19 protein-coding genes are annotated in these 17,334 nt (G+C 70.6%); 13 read left to right on the top strand and 6 right to left on the bottom strand.

The window, feature by feature from the left end:
• The first annotated feature begins 21 nt into the window (after nt 1-21).
• Together OG623_RS09950 and OG623_RS09945 are read left to right on the top strand one after the other, a co-directional pair.
• Nucleotides 22-684 (top strand): response regulator transcription factor, encoded by a 663-nt coding sequence (locus OG623_RS09950; RefSeq protein ID WP_406145890.1) that lies wholly within the window; start codon nt 22-24, stop codon nt 682-684.
• Nucleotides 681-2,159, top strand: a complete 1,479-nt coding sequence (locus tag OG623_RS09945) for an ATP-binding protein (RefSeq protein ID WP_406145889.1) — start codon at nt 681-683, stop codon at nt 2,157-2,159. The genes OG623_RS09950 and OG623_RS09945 overlap by 4 nt, the downstream gene beginning before the upstream one ends.
• 12 nt (nt 2,160-2,171) lie before the next feature.
• Here the strand turns inward: OG623_RS09945 and OG623_RS09940 are convergent, their stop codons facing one another.
• The 4 genes from OG623_RS09940 to OG623_RS09925 all read right to left on the bottom strand — a co-directional run bounded on the left by OG623_RS09940 (nt 2,172) and on the right by OG623_RS09925 (nt 4,772).
• The gene (locus OG623_RS09940) at nt 2,172-2,648 is read right to left on the bottom strand and encodes a MarR family winged helix-turn-helix transcriptional regulator (protein WP_406145888.1); all 477 of its coding nucleotides are present in this window, start codon (nt 2,646-2,648) and stop codon (nt 2,172-2,174) included.
• A gap of 128 nt (nt 2,649-2,776) precedes the next feature.
• Nucleotides 2,777-3,466, bottom strand: a complete 690-nt coding sequence (locus OG623_RS09935; RefSeq protein WP_406151758.1) for an AIM24 family protein — start codon at nt 3,464-3,466, stop codon at nt 2,777-2,779.
• Nucleotides 3,467-3,489: 23 nt separating this feature from the next.
• Nucleotides 3,490-4,140, bottom strand: a complete 651-nt coding sequence (locus OG623_RS09930; RefSeq protein WP_362895038.1) for an AIM24 family protein — start codon at nt 4,138-4,140, stop codon at nt 3,490-3,492.
• Nucleotides 4,140-4,772 (bottom strand): AIM24 family protein, encoded by a 633-nt coding sequence (locus OG623_RS09925; protein ID WP_406151757.1) that lies wholly within the window; start codon nt 4,770-4,772, stop codon nt 4,140-4,142. The genes OG623_RS09930 and OG623_RS09925 overlap by 1 nt, the downstream gene beginning before the upstream one ends.
• A 152-nt stretch (nt 4,773-4,924) precedes the next feature.
• Between OG623_RS09925 and OG623_RS09920 the strand changes: the two genes are divergently transcribed.
• The 3 genes from OG623_RS09920 to OG623_RS09910 all read left to right on the top strand — a co-directional run bounded on the left by OG623_RS09920 (nt 4,925) and on the right by OG623_RS09910 (nt 7,144).
• Nucleotides 4,925-5,275 carry a DUF3817 domain-containing protein gene (locus OG623_RS09920; protein WP_406145887.1) on the top strand — a complete coding sequence of 117 codons (351 nt, stop codon included), beginning with the start codon at nt 4,925-4,927 and terminating at the stop codon, nt 5,273-5,275.
• Nucleotides 5,272-5,565 (top strand): MTH1187 family thiamine-binding protein, encoded by a 294-nt coding sequence (locus OG623_RS09915; RefSeq protein ID WP_031091528.1) that lies wholly within the window; start codon nt 5,272-5,274, stop codon nt 5,563-5,565. Before OG623_RS09920 ends, OG623_RS09915 begins: the two co-directional genes overlap by 4 nt.
• A gap of 169 nt (nt 5,566-5,734) precedes the next feature.
• Nucleotides 5,735-7,144, top strand: coding sequence for a glycosyl transferase (locus tag OG623_RS09910; protein WP_406145886.1), 1,410 nt, complete (start codon nt 5,735-5,737; stop codon nt 7,142-7,144).
• Here the strand turns inward: OG623_RS09910 and OG623_RS09905 are convergent.
• Nucleotides 7,065-8,051: a DUF5937 family protein gene (locus tag OG623_RS09905; protein WP_406145885.1), complete on the bottom strand. Its 987-nt coding sequence runs from the start codon at nt 8,049-8,051 to the stop codon at nt 7,065-7,067. The two genes, OG623_RS09910 and OG623_RS09905, sit on opposite strands and share 80 nt — an antisense overlap.
• Nucleotides 8,052-8,122: 71 nt before the next feature.
• Between OG623_RS09905 and OG623_RS09900 the strand changes: the two genes are divergently transcribed.
• From OG623_RS09900 to OG623_RS09885, 4 genes are all read left to right on the top strand, one after another.
• On the top strand, nt 8,123-9,472 hold the full coding sequence (locus tag OG623_RS09900) for an MFS transporter (protein ID WP_406145884.1): 1,350 nt from the start codon (nt 8,123-8,125) through the stop codon (nt 9,470-9,472).
• A gap of 32 nt (nt 9,473-9,504) precedes the next feature.
• Nucleotides 9,505-10,014 (top strand): MarR family winged helix-turn-helix transcriptional regulator, encoded by a 510-nt coding sequence (locus tag OG623_RS09895; RefSeq protein WP_406145883.1) that lies wholly within the window; start codon nt 9,505-9,507, stop codon nt 10,012-10,014.
• A gap of 62 nt (nt 10,015-10,076) precedes the next feature.
• Nucleotides 10,077-10,409 carry a DUF3817 domain-containing protein gene (locus OG623_RS09890; protein WP_406145882.1) on the top strand — a complete coding sequence of 111 codons (333 nt, stop codon included), beginning with the start codon at nt 10,077-10,079 and terminating at the stop codon, nt 10,407-10,409.
• Between the two features lie 84 nt (nt 10,410-10,493).
• Nucleotides 10,494-12,194, top strand: a complete 1,701-nt coding sequence (locus OG623_RS09885; RefSeq protein ID WP_406145881.1) for a methylmalonyl-CoA mutase — start codon at nt 10,494-10,496, stop codon at nt 12,192-12,194.
• Here the strand turns inward: OG623_RS09885 and OG623_RS09880 are convergent.
• On the bottom strand, nt 12,170-12,832 hold the full coding sequence (locus OG623_RS09880; protein WP_406145880.1) for a TetR/AcrR family transcriptional regulator: 663 nt from the start codon (nt 12,830-12,832) through the stop codon (nt 12,170-12,172). The genes OG623_RS09885 and OG623_RS09880 overlap by 25 nt on opposite strands.
• 318 nt (nt 12,833-13,150) lie before the next feature.
• Here OG623_RS09880 and OG623_RS09875 point away from each other — a divergent pair, with 318 nt between their 5' ends.
• The 4 genes from OG623_RS09875 to OG623_RS09860 all read left to right on the top strand — a co-directional run bounded on the left by OG623_RS09875 (nt 13,151) and on the right by OG623_RS09860 (nt 17,318).
• On the top strand, nt 13,151-14,128 hold the full coding sequence (locus tag OG623_RS09875; RefSeq protein ID WP_406145879.1) for a tetratricopeptide repeat protein: 978 nt from the start codon (nt 13,151-13,153) through the stop codon (nt 14,126-14,128).
• 598 nt (nt 14,129-14,726) lie between these two features.
• Nucleotides 14,727-15,368: a DUF6230 family protein gene (locus OG623_RS09870; protein ID WP_406145878.1), complete on the top strand. Its 642-nt coding sequence runs from the start codon at nt 14,727-14,729 to the stop codon at nt 15,366-15,368.
• Between the two features lie 92 nt (nt 15,369-15,460).
• Nucleotides 15,461-16,027, top strand: a complete 567-nt coding sequence (locus OG623_RS09865) for a DUF6114 domain-containing protein (RefSeq protein WP_406145877.1) — start codon at nt 15,461-15,463, stop codon at nt 16,025-16,027.
• A complete protein-coding gene (locus tag OG623_RS09860) occupies nt 16,017-17,318 on the top strand; it encodes a hypothetical protein (RefSeq protein ID WP_406151755.1) in 1,302 nt (433 codons plus the stop codon). The genes OG623_RS09865 and OG623_RS09860 overlap by 11 nt, the downstream gene beginning before the upstream one ends.
• The last annotated feature ends 16 nt before the right edge of the window (nt 17,319-17,334 follow it).

The raw sequence follows: 17,334 nt of genomic DNA, 5'->3' as shown, positions 1-17,334 counted from the left end.
TGTCTTTGGGAGGCTGTCCCCATGCGCCTGTTGATCGTGGAGGACGAGAAGCGTCTTGCGGTGTCCCTGGCCAGGGGACTCACCGCCGAGGGCTTCGCCGTGGATGTCGTGCACGACGGCCTCGAAGGGCTGTACCGGGCCCGCGAGGGCGTCCACGATCTTGTGGTCCTGGACATCATGCTGCCCGGCATGAACGGCTACCGGGTCTGTGCCGAGCTGCGCGCCGCGGGCCACGACGTGCCGATCCTGATGCTGACCGCCAAGGACGGGGAGTACGACGAGGCCGAGGGCCTCGACACCGGCGCCGACGACTATCTGACCAAGCCGTTCTCGTACGTCGTACTCGTCGCCCGGGTGCGGGCGTTACTGCGTCGCCGGGGCAGCAGCGCCCCGTCGCCGGTGCTCACCGTGGGCACCCTGCGGGTCGAGACCGCCGCCCGTCGGGTCCACCGTGAGGACGACGAAGTCACCCTCACGAACAAGGAGTTCGCCGTACTCGAACAGCTCGCGCTGCGGGCGGGTGAGGTGGTCAGCAAGGCCGACATCCTGGAGCACGTCTGGGACTTCGCCTACGACGGCGACCCGAACATCGTCGAGGTCTACATCAGCGCCCTGCGCCGGAAACTCGGCGCGGACTCCATCAGCACGGTGCGCGGCGCCGGCTACCGCCTGGAGTCGTCGTGAGGTCGGTACGGGCCCGAGCCGCCCTGGGCGCGGCCCTGGTCGTCACCGTGGCCCTGGTGGCCGCCGGGCTCGTCGTGCTCCAGGTGCTGCGTGACAACCTGACGGACCGGGCCGGTCTCGAGGCGGAGGTCGTGGCGCGCGAGGTGGCCGGGCAGGTCGCCCTGGATGTGCCGTACGAGGATCTCGACCTGAGCGACGAGGACGTCCATCCGGTCCAGGTGACCGACGAGGAAGAGCACGTGCTGTTCGTCTCGGAGGGCCTTGAGGCCATTTCGGGGACCGCCACGTCGGACGTCGCCCCGGGGTCCTCGGGGTCGGAGCCGGCCGGGAGCCCCGACGACGACGCGGACCGCGGCGGCCACGGCGGCGACGGCGGTGACGGCGGTGACGGCGGTGACGGCGACGACACGGACCGCGGCGAAGTCTCCTCCGACGAACCCGACTTCAGCAACGGCAGCGCCACCGTCGAGGGCGATACGGCCGACTTCCGCTTCGCCGCCGTCGAGGCAGTCACCCGGGCCGGCCTCCCGGTGATCGTCCATGCGGGCGCCCCGCTCGCCGCCGAACAGGAGGCCGTGGGCTCCGTACGCACCACCATGCTGACCGGGCTGCCCTTCCTGCTGTTCGTCGTCGCGGGGGTCACCTGGCTGGTGACCCGGCGCGCGCTGCGCCCGGTCGAGGGCATCAGACGGGAGCTGGCCGCGATCACCGCGTCCGAGGATCTGGGGCGGCGGGTGCCCGAGCCCGACTCACGGGACGAGATCGCGTGGCTGGCCCGCACGACCAACGAGACCCTCACCGTCCTGGAGGCCTCCGTCGACCGGCAGCGGCGCTTCGTCGCCGACGCCTCGCACGAGCTGCGCAGCCCCATCGCCTCGCTCCGTATCCAGCTGGAGGTGGGGGACGCCCACCCGGAGCTGCTGGACGTGCCGGGCGCGGTCGCCGACACCGTACGGTTGCAGGCGCTGGCCGCCGACCTGCTGCTGCTCGCCCGGCTCGACGCGGGAGAGCGGGCGGGGCGTACGGCGGTCGACCTGGGAGCGCTGGTCCGGGAGGCGGTCTCCAAGCGAGCGGCGGACCGGATCGGTCCCGAGGTGTCGGTGGCGGACACCGGGGCGCTCGACGTCATGGGCTCGCGCGGTCAGCTGGCCCGGGTCGTCGGCAATCTGCTGGACAACGCCCAGCGCCACGCGGAGTGTTCGGTCGCCGTCTCGGTGCGGGCCGACCGCGGCGACGTACTGGTGGAGGTCACCGACGACGGGGCGGGCGTGCCCGAGGCCGAACAGGACCGGATCTTCGAGCGCTTCGTACGCCTGGACGACGCCCGCAGCCGGGACGACGGCGGGGCCGGGCTCGGCCTGGCCATCGCCCGTGATGTGGCCTCCCGGCACGGCGGCACACTCACGGTCGGCGAAGGGCCGGGCGGCGGCGCGCGGTTCACCCTGCGGCTGCCGGGAGCGGCGGCCGCAGGGTGAAGCACGCAGGCCCTACGGCTTGCCGCGCCGGCCGCGCAGATGCTCCGCGATCGGGGTGAGCGCCGCGTGCAGCTGTCCGAGCTCCTCGGGGGAGAGCAGATCCATGAAGTGCCTGCGCACCGACTCGACATGGTGCGGAGCGACCTTGCGCATCGTCTCGCCGCCCACGTCGGTGAGGACCGCGAACAGCCCGCGCCGGTCGGACTCGCAGTTCTCGCGGCGGACCAGGCCGGCGTTCTCCATGCGGGTGATCTGGTGCGAGAGCCGGCTCTTGGACTGCAGGGTGGCGGCGGCCAGGTCGCTCATCCGCATGCGCTGGTCCTCCGACTCCGAGAGGTTGACCAGGATCTCGTAGTCGTTCATGGTCAGGCCGAACGGCTGAAGGTCCTTCTCCAACTGATGCGTCAGCAGCCTGCTGACGTCCAGGTGGGTGCGCCAGGCGCACTGCTCCGCATCGGTAAGCCAGCGGGTGGCCGTCTCGGTCTCCATGTATGGATTCTACCTAAGATGTTGAAAGCCGGACGAATTCTGCCGATGTGACCCCGCGCACGCGCCTGCCGGACGTCACACTCCGCAGACTACCGTTCACAGCCCGGAGCGGCGCCGCAGGTCCCCGGCTACCGGGGCGGACGGTGTTGACCGCCGCCGGGCACACCCGCCTCGTGCGGGACCGCGCCCGTGGCCTGGTCGGGCAGCAGCGTCTCGGTCGACTGGAGCAGCACCGTCCCCGCCCCGACGAACTCGAACTGGTGCTCCTCCCCGGAGGTGCCGCCGATCCCGGTCAGCGAGCGCAGCCCGCCGAGCACGCCCCTCATGTAGCCGTGGTCGTAGTGGTGGCACGGCGACGGGCAGTCGGCCCACCCCACCAGCGCCTGTGGGTCCACCCGCAGCGGCGGCTCCATGAAGACCACGGGACCGTTGGACGCGGCGACGAACTTCCCCGTCCCGATCAGCGTCAGGAAGCCCGGCACGATCGACTGCTTCAGCGCCAGCGTCGGCTGGAAGGCCAGCAGATTGCCGGAGCGGATCGTCAGATTGCCGTCGTCCAGGTCGAAGGAGTTCACATCGAAGGCCCGGTCGGCCAGCAGCATCTTGCCGCTGCCCTCGGCCACCACCCAGTCGCTCGCGTGCAGCGGTGAGTGGAAGCTCGAACGGATCAGCCCCTCGAAGTGGCCGTGCCCGATGCCGTTGAACGCGATCTGCCCGTAGTAGGCGATCATCTTGCCCTTCTGCAGGAACCACTGGCTCCCCTTGAGCTCCACGCAGAAGGTGTACGAATCGACGCTGTCGTCGGACGGCAGCGTCATCGGGTCGTAGATCACCGGTGTGCTCACAGCTTCTCCTCCGACGCCTGGACGTACACCGCTCCGTTGCCGCTGAGCTCCAGCTGGAACGCCTCACCCGAACCGCGGCCCACCATCTCGCGCCAGCCGAGCGCGGTGGAGAGCTTGTTGGTCACGTCCCCGTGGTGGGCGACGTAGGCCTGCGGGTCCACGTGCACCGGCCGGCCCGGCGCGATCGGGAGCTCGATCACCCCGCCGTGCGCCATCACGGCGACCGCGCCGTGCCCCTTGAGCGTCGTCGTGAACAGCCCCTGCCCGGTCACCTGGCCGCGCACCATGCCCATCACCCCGCCCTGCGAGCCCATGAACATGGTGCCCTGCTGGAGGGTCCCGTCGAAGGCCAGCAGCCGGTCGGCCTCCACGTAGAGGGTGTCGCCGGACAGATTGATCACCTGGATGTGATGGCCACCGTGGCCGAACATCACGGTGCCGTTCCCCTCGACCGTCATCAGCGGGGTCGCCTCGTTCGTCACCCGCCGGCCGATCATCGACCCCAGGCCGCCCTGTCCGCCCTGGATGTTCGGGGTGAACGAGACATCACCGCGGTACGCGAGCATCGCGCCCCGCTGGCTGTACATCGTCCGGCCGGGCTCCACCACCGCCTCGACCATCCGGGAGTTGATCTCGCGGAACGGCATCAGACATCGCCCCCGATGGTGTTCCGCTCGCTGGGCTGCACATAGACCAGGCCGTCGCCCTCGAAGCGGATCTGGAAGGACTCGCCCGCGCCCTCACCCATGAACGTGCGGAAGTTCACCCCGGACTGGAAGTGCTGCTGGAGTCTGCCCTGATGGGCGATGTAGGCGCCGGGGTCGACGTTCAACGGGTACTGCGGAGACACGCGCAGCACCACGGCGGAGCCGTCCGACATGATCGCCGCCTGCCCGGTGCCCTCGACGGTCGTGGTGAACAGCCCGTTGCCGCTCGCCCCGCCGCGGAGCCCCGTGAAGGTGGTGCCGGTGCGCAGCCCGGCGTCGGTGGCCAGCAGATTGCTCGCCTCGACGTACAGCTTGTCGCCGTGCAGCGAGACGAGGTTGATCTCGCTCGCCCGGTCGGCGAAATAGCAGGTGCCCTGCCCCTTCACCTCCATCATCACCATCCGTTCGCCGGCCAGCCGGCGGGTCACGATGCCGCGCAGACCCTCACCGCCGCCGGTCATCTTCTTGAACGTCATCCGGCCCTCGTACGCGACCATCGAGCCGTTCTTCGCCTTGACGGCGTCACCCGTCAGGTCGACGGAGAGCATCTTGCTGCCTTGGAGTCGGAACATCGCCACGGTGCGACGTTAGCCGCAGACGCGTCCCGCGCACAGGGCCCGGCGGCCCGACCCCCTGCCCGGGGGACCCCGGAGCGATGCCACAATGGCAGTGCTTGTGCCCGCGTTCACAAGCCGTTACGCCCCCTCCCACCGAAGGTGCCCTCGTGGACATCAAGACCGCTTCCGCCCTGCACCGGCTGCGCCTCATCTCGCTTCCCGAGGCGCTGTCCTTCCCGGCGCTGATCCTGTTCGGCTCGGTGCTCAGCCGGGTCTCGGACATCGACTTCCTGATGATGCCGCTCGGCATGCTGCACGGCATCCTCTTCACGATCTACCTGGTGTTCCTGCTGGACGTGTGGTCCAAGGCCAAGTGGCCGTTCAAGCGCGTCGCGCTGTTCTTCCTCCTGGCGGTCCTGCCCTTCGGCGGTCTCTACGGCGAGAAGCTGCTCAAGAGGTACGAGAGCGACGGCGTCATCGCCGCCCGTGCCCGCGCCGAGGGGACGGTCAGCGCATGATCGTCGCCTTCTCCGTCAGCCCCCTGGGCGTCGGCGAGGACGTCGGTGAGTACGTCGCCGACGCCGTCCGTGTCGTCCGTGAGTCCGGGCTGCCCAACCGCACCGACGCGATGTTCACCTCCGTCGAGGGGGAGTGGGACGAGGTCATGGACGTCGTGAAGCGCGCCGTCGCCGCTGTCGAGGCCCGCGCGGGCCGGGTCTCCCTGGTGCTGAAGGCCGACATCAGGCCCGGCGTCACCGACGGTCTGACCTCCAAGGTCGAGACGGTGGAGCGTCACCTGGCGGGCTGACCGCCCACACCCGTGAAGAGCCCCGCCCGAAGAGCCCCCGCCCGCGGGGGCTCTTGCCGTTCGGGCGAAGAACGCCCCTCGGTCGGACCTGCCGGGTCGACAGGTGGTCCCGCCTCCCCTTCTGTGGGGACATGCGGGAACACCGGCATATCCGACCATGGGAGGCGTGATGCCGTCGGAGGGTCACGACAGCCGCAGCCGTCTCGCGGGTCCGCTCGCGAAGCCGCCGGCGACGCGGTACCGGGTGCGGTTCCGCCGCCCCCGGCGCACCGAGAGGTACCGAATACGAGCGGTCCTCCTGATGGCACTCGCCCCCGCGGTCGCCGGACTGCTGCTGCTCCATGTGCTGTGGCCCAGCCACTGGCCCGTGCGCGGTGACGGCCGGCGTTGGCTGGTGCTCGCCGACTCCCTGGCGCTGGTCTCCGTCGGCGTGATCGAACTGTTCGTGCTCGTCGGTGTGGCCGCCGTCGCCCACGCCGTGTGCGTGGCCAGGGACCCGGTGCCGGTGACGCCCGAGCCCGGCACGGCACTCGCCTTCCTGCTCACGTACGTGCCGGGCGCGGAACCCCTCACCGCGGTGCGGGCCGCATTGGAAGGTGCCGCACGGGTGCGGCACCCCGGACCGCTGGACGTCTGGCTGCTCGACGAGGCAGACGACCCGGAGGCCAGGATGCTCTGCGCCGAGCTGGGCGTGCACCACTTCACCCGCCTCGGGGTGCCCGAGTGGAACCGGGACGAGGGCCCGCACGAGGCCGGGACGAGGCACGGCAACCACAACGCCTGGCTCGCCAAGCACGGTGACGCCTACGACCTCGTCGCCCGCGTGGACACCGGCGGGATCCCCCGGCCGGGCTTCCTGGAGCGGACGACGGGCTACTTCCGCGATCCGGACATCGCCTTCGTCGTCGGCCCGCCGCTCCACTCGGGCGGCGCGCCCGCGGGCAGGCGGACGGCCCGTGGCCTTCTGCACGCCCTCGGTCAGCGGGCGGGCAACCGCTACGGTGCGCCCGTGCTGGCCGGCACCGCCCACGTCGTACGGGTCGCCGCCCTGCGCCAGGCCGGCGGATTCCACGATTCCGTCACCGGCGACATCGCCACCGGCTTCGAGATCCACCGCCTGCGCAACCCGCTGACCGGAGAGCACTGGCGCTCCGTCCACACCCCGGACGCCCCCGCGGCCAGGACGGACGGGCCCGCCCGGCCGCTGCGCCGGGCCCGGGGCACGTACGAGACGCTGACGCGGCAGTACGCGACGGCGCTGTTCCGGGTGGAGCCGGGACGGGCCGCCGGCTACACGCTGGCGCTGGTCCGCCGCCCGCTGGTGGCCGCGACCTGCCTGTTCGGCGTGCTCAGCTGTCTGCTGGTCTTCACCCAGGCCGACATGCGCGTCTGGGCGTACGCGGCCCTGGCGACCGCCCTCGCGCCCGCCGTGGTGCGGTCCTTCGCGCTGCTGCGTGGGCGCGGGGCGCGGGAGGCTCCCGCGCTCGGTGCCCCCGCGCTCAGTGCTCCTGCGCGGCCAGCGCCATCCCGAGCGGGGTGCGCTCGTACAGCACCTGATGCCCGTACCGCCGCGAGATGAGCAGGCCCGCCGCGCGCAGCGCCGACAGATGGGCGGACACGGAGGACGGGGCGAGCGAGAGCCGGTGCGCCAGCGCGCTCGTGCCGGCCGGTTCCCCGAGTGCGCACAGCACATCGGCGCGGGCCCTTCCCAGCAGCCGGGCGAGCGCGTCCGGCGTCCGGTCGCCGGACTCCGTCCACAGCCCGCCGATGCCGCGCGCGGGGTAGATCACGGCGGGCTGCCAGGGAGGTTCGTAGCCCCCGACCACATCCGGCCAGACGAAGACGCTGGGTATCAGGACGAGGCCCTGCCCGCCCAGGACCCGGCTGTGGTTCCCGCTGGTGCCGGCCACCGTCAGGGTGGAGTCCGCCCAGAGCAGCCGTGGGCTGATCTCGCCCAGCAGCCGTTCGAAGCCCACCTCGGCGAGGCGGCGCGAGTGGTAGGCGATGTCCGCCTCCAGCAGGGCGCGCAGCCGGGGCCAGTGCGGTGCGACCATCACCTCCCAGGCGCGCTCCAGCAGGTCGGCCAGTTCCTGGACCGCCCGGTCGGGGTCGGCCAGCATCCGCCGTCCCGCGGGGGAGCGGAGGCCGCCCGGGGTGTCGGCGAGCGCGAGCGCGATGTCGTCACGGGCGGTCGCCGGATCCGTCGCGCGTACGACCTCGATCTCCTCGGCGAAGGTGGCGAGCGGCCCGAGCGGCGGCGGGCAGATGAAGTCCGGGTTGTGGCCGCGGTCCGGCATCAGCAGCCACAGCGGAGTGAGGTCGAGTCCTGCGGCGCCCTCCCTGATCCGCCGTAGCCAGGGCAGGTGGTAGCCGTGCCGTGCGGGGCGGTGGAGTGTGCGTACGGCCTCCTGCGTCTCGAAGAGCGGGGAGAGCGCGAAGCGGCAGCGGAGCAGGTCGCTCTCGTCGAAGTGCAGATGGAAGGGCATGGGGCGACGCCAACTTTCGGTGTGAGCCGAAAGTCTACGGACGGGCGGGGCCGTTCGGCCAAGCTGCGTCCATGCCGAGCGACACCACCATCCCGGCGGGTACACCCCGCGAAGAGCCCGCCGCCGATGCGGCTGCCCGGCTCCTGCCCCCGGAGCACGCCTCCTCGTCCGACCCGGGCCCGGCCCCGGGGGCGGGCCCCCCGTCCGGCGGATACCGTGCGGTGTTCGCCGTACGGGAGTTCCGCGCGGTCTTCGCCGCACATCTGCTCTCCCTGCTCGGGGTGACCGTCAGCGAGCTGGCCCTCACCCTGCTCGTCTACGACCTCACCGGCTCACCCCTGCTGTCCGCCCTCACCTTCGCGCTCGGCTTCCTCCCGTACATCGTCGGCGGCACGCTCCTCGCCGGGGCCGCCGACCGCTACCCCGCCCGCCGTGTCCTCGTCACCTGCGACCTGATCTGCGCCGGCTGCGTCGCCGTGATGGTGTTCCCGGGCACCCCGGTCGGCTGGCTGCTGGCCCTGCGCTGTGCGGTGGCCGCGGTCGCCCCCGTCTTCACCGGGACACGGACGGCCGCACTCACCGACATCCTCGGGGACGGCGACCTCTACGTGCTCGGACGCTCGCTGCTGCGCCTGGTGTCGCAGAGCGCCATGCTCATCGGCTTCGGCGCGGGCGGGGTGCTGCTCACCGTGCTGTCCCCGCGCGGGGCGATCACCATCACCGTGGTGACGTTTCTCTGCTCGGCGGCGCTGCTGCGCCTGGGCACCCTGGACCGCCCGGCCCGCGCGACGGGTGGCGCCCGCGGCGCGCTGATCGGGGAGTCGCTCGCCGGGACCAGGGCCGTACTCGGCGACCGCCGGATCCTGGGGCTGCTGCTGCTCTTCTGGGTGCCGGCCTTCTTCGTGGTCGCCCCCGAGGCGCTCGCGGCGCCCTACGCGGACGCGATCGGCGCCGGCCCCGCCGCGGTGGGGCTGCTGATGTGCGCGATGGCCGTCGGCCACATCGGCGCCGAGCTGTACGTCGGCACCGCGCTCGGCCCGCGTGCCCGCTCCCGGATCGTGCTGCCGGTCGCCGCCCTCGGCCTGCTGCCCCTCCTGTTGTACGCGTTCCGCCCGGGGACGGCCCTGGCCGTCGGCGCCCTCCTGCTGGCCGGGGCGGGGGCGGCGTACGTCATCGGGCTCGACCAGTGGTTCGTCGAGGCGGTCCCCGAGCATCTGCGGGGGCGGGCCATGACCCTGCTCACCGCGGGACTGATGACGTTCCAGGGGATCGGTATGGCCCTCGCGGGGCTGGCCGCGGAGTTCCTTCCGGTGCACCAGGTCGTCGCGTACGCGGGAGTGCTCGGCACGGTCTGCACGGTTCTGCTCGCCCTGGAGGTGCATGGAACACGTGTCCGGTACCGAAGTACGAGACGGGGCTGACCGTCATGTGACCAGTGGGTAAGGTCGTGGCCGTGCCGAAGCCGCTCAGCCTCCCCTTCGACCCCATCGCCCGCGCAGAGGAACTCTGGCACCGGCGCTGGGGCCCGGTGCCCTCCATGGGCGCGATCACCTCGATCATGCGTGCGCAGCAGATCCTGCTCGCCGAGGTGGACGCGGTGGTGAAACCGTACGGGCTGACGTTCGCCCGCTACGAGGCGTTGGTCCTGCTGACCTTCTCGCAGGCCGGCGAGCTGCCGATGTCCAAGATCGGCGAGCGTCTGATGGTGCACCCCACCTCCGTGACGAACACCGTCGACCGGCTGGTGCGCTCGGGGCTCGTCGACAAGCGCCCCAACCCCAACGACGGGCGCGGAACCCTCGCCTCCATCACGGACAAGGGCCGTGAGGTCGTCGAGGCCGCCAGCCAGGACCTGATGGCGATGGACTTCGGGCTCGGGGCGTACGACGACGAGGAGTGCGCAGAGATCTTCGCGATGCTGCGCCCGCTGCGGGTGGCCGCCCAGGACTTCGACGACGCGTAGGGCTTCCCGTGAGGGGCAGGGCGCCGCAAGATCGCCCCGGCTGCCCGGCTACGCTCGATGCCATGAAACGCAGTGTGCTGACCCGCTACCGGGTGATGGCCTATGTCACCGCCGTGATGCTGTTGATCCTGTGTGTCTCCATGGTCTTCAAGTACGGCTTCGACACCGGTGAGGGTGTGACGCTCGTCGTCTCGCAGATCCACGGTGTCCTCTACATCATCTACCTGATCTTCGCCTTCGACCTCGGTTCCAAGGCGAAGTGGCCGGTCGGCAAGCTGCTCTGGGTGCTGATCTCCGGCACGATCCCGACGGCCGCGTTCTTCGTCGAGCGCAAGGTGGTCCGGGAGGTCGAGCCGCTCGTCACCGAGGGCTCCCCGCAGGCCGTCAAGGCCTGATCCGGGCAGCACCCGACCGCCCCGCGCGAAGCGCAGGGCGGTTTGCCGTCGACATTTACTAGGACGTCCTAGTAAATTTGAAGCATGGACGCATCTGCGATCGAGGAAGGCCGCCGCCGCTGGCAGGCCCGTTACGACAAGGCCCGCAAGCGTGACGCGGACTTCACCACGCTCTCCGGTGACCCGGTGGAGCCCGTGTACGGGCCCCGCCCCGGCGACACGTACGAGGGCTTCGAACGGATCGGCTGGCCGGGCGAGTACCCCTTCACCCGGGGACTCCACCCCACCGGCTACCGGGGCCGCAGCTGGACCATCCGCCAGTTCGCCGGCTTCGGCAACGCCCGGCAGACCAACGAGCGGTACAAGACCATCCTGGCCAACGGCGGGGGCGGGCTCAGCGTCGCCTTCGACATGCCGACCCTGATGGGCCGGGACTCCGACGATCCCCGCTCACTCGGCGAGGTCGGCCACTGCGGCGTCGCCATCGACTCCGCCGCCGACATGGAGGTGCTGTTCCAGGACATCCCGCTGGGCGACGTCACCACCTCGATGACGATCAGCGGGCCCGCCGTCCCCGTCTTCTGCATGTACCTGGTCGCCGCCGAGCGCCAGGGCATCGATCCGGGTGTGCTCAACGGCACGCTCCAGACCGACATCTTCAAGGAGTACATCGCGCAGAAGGAGTGGCTCTTCCAGCCCGAGCCCCATCTGCGCCTCATCGGCGACCTGATGGAGCACTGCGCGCGCGACATCCCCGCGTACAAACCGCTGTCGGTCTCCGGCTACCACATCCGCGAGGCCGGGGCCACGGCCGCGCAGGAGCTCGCCTACACCCTCGCCGACGGCTTCGGATACGTGGAGCTCGGGCTCTCCCGCGGCATGGACGTCGACACCTTCGCCCCCGGGCTCTCCTTCTTCTTCGACGCGCACCTCGACTTCTTCGAGGAGATCGCCAAATTCCGTGCCGCCCGCCGGATCTGGGCGCGCTGGATGAAGGAGACGTACGGCGCGAAGACCGACAAGGCCCAGTGGCTCCGCTTCCACACCCAGACCGCCGGTGTCTCGCTGACCGCCCAGCAGCCGTACAACAACGTCGTACGCACCGCCGTGGAGGCGCTGTCCGCCGTCCTCGGCGGCACCAACTCCCTGCACACCAACGCCCTGGACGAGACCCTCGCCCTGCCCTCCGAGCAGGCCGCCGAGATCGCGCTGCGCACCCAGCAGGTGCTCATGGAGGAGACCGGCGTCGCCAATGTCGCGGACCCGCTGGGCGGTTCGTGGTACGTCGAGCAGCTCACCGACCGCATCGAGGCCGACGCCGAGAAGATCTTCGAGCAGATCAGGGAGCGCGGCACCCGGGCGCACACCGACGGCAAGCACCCCATCGGGCCCATGACCTCCGGCATCCTGCGCGGGATCGAGGACGGCTGGTTCACCGGTGAGACGGCCGAATCCGCCTTCCGCTACCAGCAGTCGCTGGAGAAGGGCGAGAAGCGGGTCGTCGGCGTCAACGTCCACCACGGTTCGGTCACCGGTGACCTGGAGATCCTGCGGGTCAGTCACGAGGTCGAGCGTGAGCAGGTGCGTGAGCTCACCGGCCGCAAGGCGGGCCGCGAGGACGCGAAGGTGCGGGGCGCGCTGGACGCGATGCTGGCCGCGGCGCGCGACGGATCGAACATGATCGGCCCGATGCTGGAGGCCGTACGGGCGGAGGCGACGCTCGGCGAGATCTGCGGGGTGCTGCGCGACGAGTGGGGCGTCTACACGGAGCCGCCGGGCTTCTGAGGCTGCTCGTCCTGGGCGGAGGCCGCTCCCAGGCCCAGGAGCAGCAGCAGGGTGAAGCGCCTGGCCCAGTCGGCGTCGACGGGCTCGGCGCTCACCAGCGCGCGGTGCACCACCGCGCCGGCGATCACGTCGAAGACCAGGTCCGCGGTGCGGGCCGCCACCACCGCGTCCGGTTCGGTGGGCAGTTCGCCGCGCTCCTGCGCACGCTCGCTCCCCTGGAGGACGAGGTGCTTCTGCCGGGCCACGATGGAGTCGCGTATGCGGTCCCGCAGGGCCTCGTCCCGCGTCGACTCGGCGACCACGGCCATCAGCGCCGTCTTGGTCTCGGGGCGCTCCAGCAGGGCCGCGAACTGGAGGACGACGGCCTCCACATCGGCCGCGAGGCTGCCGAGATCGGGCAGTTCGAGCTCGTCGAAGAGGACGGCGACCGCGTCCACCACCAGCTCGTTCTTGCCTGCCCAGCGGCGGTAGAGCGTCGTCTTGGCGACCCCCGCGCGCGTCGCCACATCGCCCATCGTCAGCTTCGACCAGCCGAGGTCGACCAGTGAGGCGCGGGTCGCCTCCAGGATCGCGGCATCCGCTTCGGCACTGCGGGGACGTCCGGACCTGGAGGGTCCGGTGGGGCTGCGGCTCAGCATGCGGCGACCATACCGGCCAGTAAGTAGTGCTGACCGGTCCTGGGGCTCGTGAGACAGATCACCGCGCACTCTTGCCTCGCAGGGGGTCCTGGCAGTTACGCTACGGGTCGTAGCGTAAGGATCGACGGATCTTCCGTCGCCCACGCCACACTGATCGACAGCCATAGGCGCCGGGTGGGGACCCGGTGCCGATCTCGGGGTTTTTCAGGGCCCCAGGGCCGCTTCCGTCCGCCCGCCGCGCACACCGGCGTGGCTGTGGACGGAAGCGGTTCGCGGATCGCTTTCCGGAACAGTGCGCACAGGGGGGAGGATGTACGTATGCAGCCTAGGAACATGTCCATGAGCGGCGTCGTCGACCTCGCCGCTGTGAAGGCGGCCGGCGACGCCAAGGCGAAGGCGGAGCAGGCCCGCGCGGAGTCCGCCCGACAGGGGGGAAGCGGTGCCGTGGCACCCGCCTCGCTGGTGATCGACGTCGATGAGGCCGGCTTCGAGGCCGAGGTCCTCCAGCGCTCCTCCGAAGTCCCCGTCGTGATCGACTTCTGGGCCGAGTGGTGCGAGCCGTGCAAGCAGCTCAGCCCGCTCCTCGAGCGCCTCGCCGCCGAGTACAACGGCCGTTTCGTCCTGGCCAAGGTCGATGTCGACGCCAACCAGATGCTGATGCAGCAGTTCGGGGTCCAGGGCATCCCCGCGGTCTTCGCCGTGGTGGCCGGACAGGCGCTTCCGCTCTTCCAGGGCGCGGCCCCCGAGAACCAGATCCGCCAGACGCTGGACCAGCTGATCCAGGTCGGCGAGGAGCGGTTCGGCCTCACCGGGATCGTCGTCGACCCCGATGCGGGTGCCGAGGGCGCGGAGAGCGCCCCGGCCGAGGTGCCCGCGGGGCCCTACGACGCACAGCTGGAAGCCGCCGCCCAGGCGCTCGACGCCAATGACTTCGACGGCGCCGTCAAGGCGTACAAGCGCGTCCTGGCCGACGACCCGCTGAACACCGAGGCGAAGCTGGGCCTCGCCCAGGCCGAGCTGCTGGGCCGTGTCTCCGGCCTCGACCCCCAGCGGGTCCGCACGGACGCGGCGGAGAAGCCGGCCGACCCCGCGGCGCAGCTGGCGGCCGCGGACCTGGACCTCGTGGGCGGCCATGTGGAGGACGCCTTCGGCCGGCTCGTCGAGACCGTCCGCCGCAATGTCGGCGACGACCGTGACACCGTCCGGGTGCGGCTCCTGGAGCTCTTCGAGGTGATCGGCCCCGACGATCCGCGGGTCGCCGCCGCACGGACCGCCCTGGCGCGCGTCTTGTTCTGATGTGACAACACGGCCGTGGAGCCCACCGGGCACCACGGCCGTTTTCGCGGGCGAACGCCGGGAAACACCTCTGCTTTACCAAAACTTGATAAAAGTACGCGCTGTTACTCGTAGTAAATCGTCTACGGAGGTCTGTCCGGTTTCGGGCTGTAATCCCGCCGTTCGCACGTCCCGCCGGGGCCACCCTGTGTGGCCGTGCGGTGCCCGCCTGTCGCATCCTGGTTATCGTGCCGTTACTAGCCGGTAACGACCCCCCTTGTGTCACGGCCGCGAATGCACCACGATCGGCCACGCTCGGTCCAATACCCGCCAGCCCGACGGCCAGTCGGCGCAGGTGGGCTTCTTGGGTCCCCACCGGGTGGTCGGCGGCAGTGGCGCCGATCGCGGACAGGGGGGTTCCTGCCCTGGCAGGGCCTGTCCGAACCGGTTGCGCAGACGCGCGGCCAGTGGTTGTCGCTCGGGGGTGATCGCCGGTGATTCGGATGCGGTACGCGCCTCCGGTCAGGGCGCTCTCCTTCCCGAGGACGTAGCACTTCTCCCATCCCAGGACGGGCACCATGCCCGTACCGGAGATGTACGTCCGAGAAGGAGGAAATTTATGAGTTCGCAGGTTCGCGGTGGCACAAGATGGAAGCGTTTCGCTCTGGTCATGGTGCCGAGCGTCGTCGCGACCGCCGCAGTCGGCGTCGGCCTCGCGCAGGGTGCGCTCGCCGCGTCGTTCAGCGTCTCCGGCCAGAGCTTCAAGGTCAGCACCGACAAGCTCGTCGGTAAGGACTTCGTCCAGTACGGCAGCGTCGCTGTCGGCAAGGACCTCGACGGCAAGGACGCGGCGCACCCGGTCGCGGTCTCCGGCTTCAGCAGCGCGACGATCACCAACATGTGCCAGTCGGTGGTCACGCCTGACCTTCCCTTCGGTCTCGGCAGCGTCAGCCTGCAGCTGAAGGCCGGTACCGACCCGAAGAAGCCCGTCGAGGCGACGAACCTGTACCTCGACGTCGCTCAGCTCGACGCGGACGCGTACTTCGAGAACATCGACATCGGCGTCGCCGCCGGTTCGGTCGGGAAGCCCGGCATCCAGTCCGGTACCGAGAAGTCCGTCAACCCGAACGGCTTCTCGCAGCGTGCCGACACGGCCACGCTGTCCAACGTGGAGCAGACGGCGTGGGCCACCACGGCCGGCACCTTCAAGCTCAGCAACCTGAGCCTGAAGCTGCACAAGGGCGTCAAGGAGTGCTTCTAGCACTCGCCCGGGTGGCCGGAGCCTCGTGAGGGCCTCCGGCTGCCCACCCCTTCTCTTCTCACAGCAGTACCGGTTCCAGGGAGCTGTTTTCCATGAGCCCCGAGTCCACAGGGCAGAACGAGCACTACCTCACCGTCTACCGGCGGGGATTCCGCACCTGGCGGGGTAACCGGCCGTTCTGGGCGGGACTGTTCACCATTTTGGGTGGTCTACCCATCGCGTACTTCCCGTACGCCAACATGCACCTCGGCAACATGACGATCGCGATGTCCACCACCGCGGGTGCGGGGTCGCTGATCATCGGGGTCCTGCTCATCACGCTGGGCCTGACGATGTGGTTCCACCACATCGTGCGGGTGTTCGCCGGTATCGCCGCGATCCTGCTCGCGCTCATCTCCATCCCCGTCGCCAACATAGGCGGCTTCATCATCGGCTTCCTGTTCTCCCTCCTCGGCGGGGCGCTCTCGGTCTCCTGGGCTCCGGCCGAGGCGACGGCGGCACCGGTCCCGGAGGACGCTGAGGCCCACAGGACGGCCGACGACGCCGCCGAGGTGCCTGAGCCCCGCCGGGAGTCCCAGGACACGGCTGAGGCCCCGCGGAGGCCCCTGCTGTTCAAGGCGGCGGTGGAGGCCGACGGTGGGAGGCATCGTGCGGGGTGACGACGGGCAGATGAACGACCTCGGCCCGGAGGACATTCCGGGGCGGGGCGGGCGCCGCCACGCGGCACCCAGGAAGTCGCTCCTGACGAAGCTGCACATGCCCGCGGGCAAGAAGGCGTTCGCGCTCGCCGCGATGCCGACGGCCGTCTTCGTGGGCATGGGGCTCACCCCCAAGCTGGCCATGGCCGACGACAGCCAGGACATCCCCTTCGCGCCCGGGCCCTGTGTGACCCGCTCCGACGAGCCGTCCGAGTCGCAGGATCCGAGCCCGAGTGCCACGCCGTCCGAGGACGGCAAGGACGACAAGGCCAAGGACGACAAGGACACCGAGGCCGACAAGAAGAAGGACGACGGGGCCACCACCCCGAAGCCCTCCACGAGTGCGAGCGCCGACGCGGACAAGTCCAAGGACTCCAAGGACTCCAAGGAGTCCTCCGACGACAAGGCCGCATCGTCGGCCACCCCCGCGCCCACCGAGTCGAAGAACCCCCTCGACCCGCTGGGTGTCGGTGACGCGCTCAAGGACCTCCTGGGCGGCGGCAAGGACAAGGACAAGGAGACGGCCGAGCCGTCCCCCAGCGCCAGTGCCACCACCGAGACCCCGAAGCCGTCGGAGAGCGCCACCACCAAGCCCGCGAAGAAGGCCACGGACGCGGTGAAGGGCACGGTCGACAAGACCACCGACGCCATCCGTGACGCCGCGGGGAAGGCGGGCGAGGAGGTCGAGGAGCTCGACGACGACGTCAAGGGCCTCGACCCGGTGAAGGACGAGGACATCCCGGACGGCGCCAAGGAGCGCTTCCCCTGCCCGACCGCCGACCCCGAGGCGCTCGCCGCGGCCGACCTGGAGCAGGGCGTCCCGCTGCTCCCGGACGACCCGTGGACGCTGGAGACGTCGAAGCTCACGCTCACCGGGCTCGACTACGCGGGCATCGTCGAGGTGAAGACGTACAACGGCTCGGTCAAGAAGGTGCTGAAGTTCACCGCCGACACCGTCGACATCAAGGACCTTCACCAGCTGACGAAGGGCCCGGCCGGCTCCACCGGCCATGTCAAGGCGGAGGAGGGCTCCACCTCCACGATCCGCAACGGCACGGTGACGATGTACACGGAGGAGCTGAAGGGCAACCTCTTCGGCCTCATCCCCGTCACCTTCAGCCCGGAGACCCCGCCGCCGCTGAATGTGCCGTTCGCCTTCTTCACCAACGCCACGGTGAAGCAGGCGGGCCAGTTCGGCGGATCGCTCAAGGTCCCCGGACTGCAGAACTACTTCACCGGCGGCAACAGCTAGGACCCGTCAGGGAGCC

Origin of the sequence: Streptomyces sp. NBC_01012, from assembly GCF_045162755.1 — a bacterium.
Taxonomy (GTDB): Bacteria; Actinomycetota; Actinomycetes; order Streptomycetales; family Streptomycetaceae; genus Streptomyces.
The sequence above is the reverse complement of the archived record's forward strand: the minus strand, read 5'-3'. Positions and strand labels throughout refer to the sequence as shown.

Bases quoted from the DNA above. Each gene is read 5' to 3' on its own strand.
- OG623_RS09905 (WP_406145885.1), bottom strand. From the start codon at position 8,051: ATGCCCTTCCATCTGCACTTCGACGAGAGCGACCTGCTCCGCTGCCGC.
- OG623_RS09935 (WP_406151758.1), bottom strand. From the start codon at position 3,466: ATGACGCTGCCGTCCGACGACAGCGTCGATTCGTACACCTTCTGCGTG.
- OG623_RS09875 (WP_406145879.1), top strand. From the start codon at position 13,151: ATGCAGCCTAGGAACATGTCCATGAGCGGCGTCGTCGACCTCGCCGCT.
- OG623_RS09910 (WP_406145886.1), top strand. From the start codon at position 5,735: ATGCCGTCGGAGGGTCACGACAGCCGCAGCCGTCTCGCGGGTCCGCTC.
- OG623_RS09915 (WP_031091528.1), top strand. From the start codon at position 5,272: ATGATCGTCGCCTTCTCCGTCAGCCCCCTGGGCGTCGGCGAGGACGTC.
- OG623_RS09900 (WP_406145884.1), top strand. From the start codon at position 8,123: ATGCCGAGCGACACCACCATCCCGGCGGGTACACCCCGCGAAGAGCCC.
- OG623_RS09950 (WP_406145890.1), top strand. From the start codon at position 22: ATGCGCCTGTTGATCGTGGAGGACGAGAAGCGTCTTGCGGTGTCCCTG.
- OG623_RS09865 (WP_406145877.1), top strand. From the start codon at position 15,461: ATGAGCCCCGAGTCCACAGGGCAGAACGAGCACTACCTCACCGTCTAC.
- OG623_RS09925 (WP_406151757.1), bottom strand. From the start codon at position 4,772: ATGTTCCGACTCCAAGGCAGCAAGATGCTCTCCGTCGACCTGACGGGT.
- OG623_RS09890 (WP_406145882.1), top strand. From the start codon at position 10,077: ATGAAACGCAGTGTGCTGACCCGCTACCGGGTGATGGCCTATGTCACC.
- OG623_RS09870 (WP_406145878.1), top strand. From the start codon at position 14,727: ATGAGTTCGCAGGTTCGCGGTGGCACAAGATGGAAGCGTTTCGCTCTG.
- OG623_RS09885 (WP_406145881.1), top strand. From the start codon at position 10,494: ATGGACGCATCTGCGATCGAGGAAGGCCGCCGCCGCTGGCAGGCCCGT.
- OG623_RS09880 (WP_406145880.1), bottom strand. From the start codon at position 12,832: ATGCTGAGCCGCAGCCCCACCGGACCCTCCAGGTCCGGACGTCCCCGC.
- OG623_RS09930 (WP_362895038.1), bottom strand. From the start codon at position 4,140: ATGCCGTTCCGCGAGATCAACTCCCGGATGGTCGAGGCGGTGGTGGAG.
- OG623_RS09940 (WP_406145888.1), bottom strand. From the start codon at position 2,648: ATGGAGACCGAGACGGCCACCCGCTGGCTTACCGATGCGGAGCAGTGC.